This is a genomic window from Rossellomorea oryzaecorticis (genome assembly GCF_038405515.1).
GTDB classification, from domain to species: domain Bacteria; phylum Bacillota; class Bacilli; order Bacillales; family Bacillaceae_B; genus Rossellomorea; species Rossellomorea oryzaecorticis_A.
In genome coordinates, this window is sequence record NZ_JBBYAF010000089.1 from 1 (window position 1) to 1,481 (window position 1,481).

The window sequence follows — 1,481 nt, forward strand, 5'->3', positions numbered from 1 at the left end:
CGGTTTAACCCCCTAAGTTTGGACACATACTTCACTATTCTTAGGGTTACTTAGTTTTTCATATTTTCTACCGCGCTTTCGCTTGCTGGCCTCAATGTTTTCAAACAGGAAACCTGTTTGAAAACATTGAGGTCACATGGTTAATGTGATTGGTTTTACTTGATTGTCCATATATTTCTCAAAATACTCTTTTGGTGAATAGTCCATCAAACTGCCGTGATATCGTTCTTCATTGTAAAACTGGATATAATCATCGACCTTTTTATAAGCATGTTCAAAGTTTATAAACTCATTTCTTTGATAACACTCTCGTTCCAGTACACTATGAAAAGACTCAATATAAGCATTCATATTAGGTGACTTCGGTGGGATCCTTTCGTGCTCAATCACAATTTGTCCCTTACAAAAATCCTGAAAATGATGGCTACAGAATTGTGGTCCGTTATCAGTCCTAATAATTAGTTTAGTGGAGTTATCAGCTATTTGATCTTCAGACTCGGGGATATGAATGTTTCGTTTCATAATAGCCTTCTGAAGCATTTTGGTTATATGCTTGGCTTCGCACACAGTACCTCTGTAATGACCTACGATCGTACGATCGTAGACATCAATGGCACTAGCCAGGAAGAAATAACGCCTTGAAGAAAGCACATACCCATACTTAATATCTAGCTGCCATAACTGATTAGGACCATTAACAGAACGGTTTCTAGCCAACTTTCTAGGATATTTTGGCTTCTTTTCTCTTTGAGGCATCAAGATATCTAGCTCTTTACACAATCTGTAGACTTTCTTTTTATTTATGATTAGATTGTATATTTTTCTTAAGGCCCTGGTCAGCTTGCGATATCCATATACCGCTGTTTCACCATCAATCAATTCCATTAAATACTGTTTTATCACATTATCTTTTACTCTTTTTCCCTTGGTGTTCATGGAGAATCCTGGGATTGGTCTTCCCCCTGTACTTTCTCGTTTCACAGGGGGGTTAGAAACCCTATAGTAATACGTTGAACGCCCTACGGAAGCAATCTTTAAAACACGTTTGGCAGGAAAACCAGCCTGGATCCATTCATGGGCAAAGGCTATTCGCTCGGAAAGTCCGGAAACTTTTTTTTTAGCATTTCTCTAAGCATCGTAACTTCAAGTTCCTTCTCACCGAGTAATTTCATGGCATGATCGTATTTCTTCTGGATATCACTCTCAGAAGAAGACTTGGATAAAGGAGTTACACCCTCTTTTTCCATCTCTGCTTCAATTTCATCTCGATACTGCTTTACCCAGTTATTAAGAGTGGACTTATTGACTCCAGTCTTCCTAGCGATAAAAGCCATATTACCTGATTCCAGTGCCATGCGAACGTATTGTTTTTTCACTTCTTCCATTGGTCCATTTCGTTTACTCATTTTGGCTCCTCCTTTGATACTTCTATCTTAATATCTTTAGAAGTAGGTGTCCAAAAGAGTAAAGGGGCTAAATAG

2 protein-coding genes are annotated in these 1,481 nt (G+C 38.3%); both read right to left on the reverse strand.

Annotation, left to right across the window (positions count from 1 at the left end; genetic code table 11):
* Nucleotides 1-132: 132 nt before the first annotated feature.
* Nucleotides 133-1,089 (reverse strand): IS3 family transposase, encoded by a 957-nt coding sequence (locus AAEO50_RS20985; RefSeq protein WP_341986332.1) that lies wholly within the window; start codon nt 1,087-1,089, stop codon nt 133-135.
* On the reverse strand, nt 1,086-1,406 hold the full coding sequence (locus AAEO50_RS20990; RefSeq protein WP_341986331.1) for a transposase: 321 nt from the start codon (nt 1,404-1,406) through the stop codon (nt 1,086-1,088). The genes AAEO50_RS20985 and AAEO50_RS20990 overlap by 4 nt, the downstream gene beginning before the upstream one ends.
* Between the last annotated feature and the right edge of the window lie 75 nt (nt 1,407-1,481).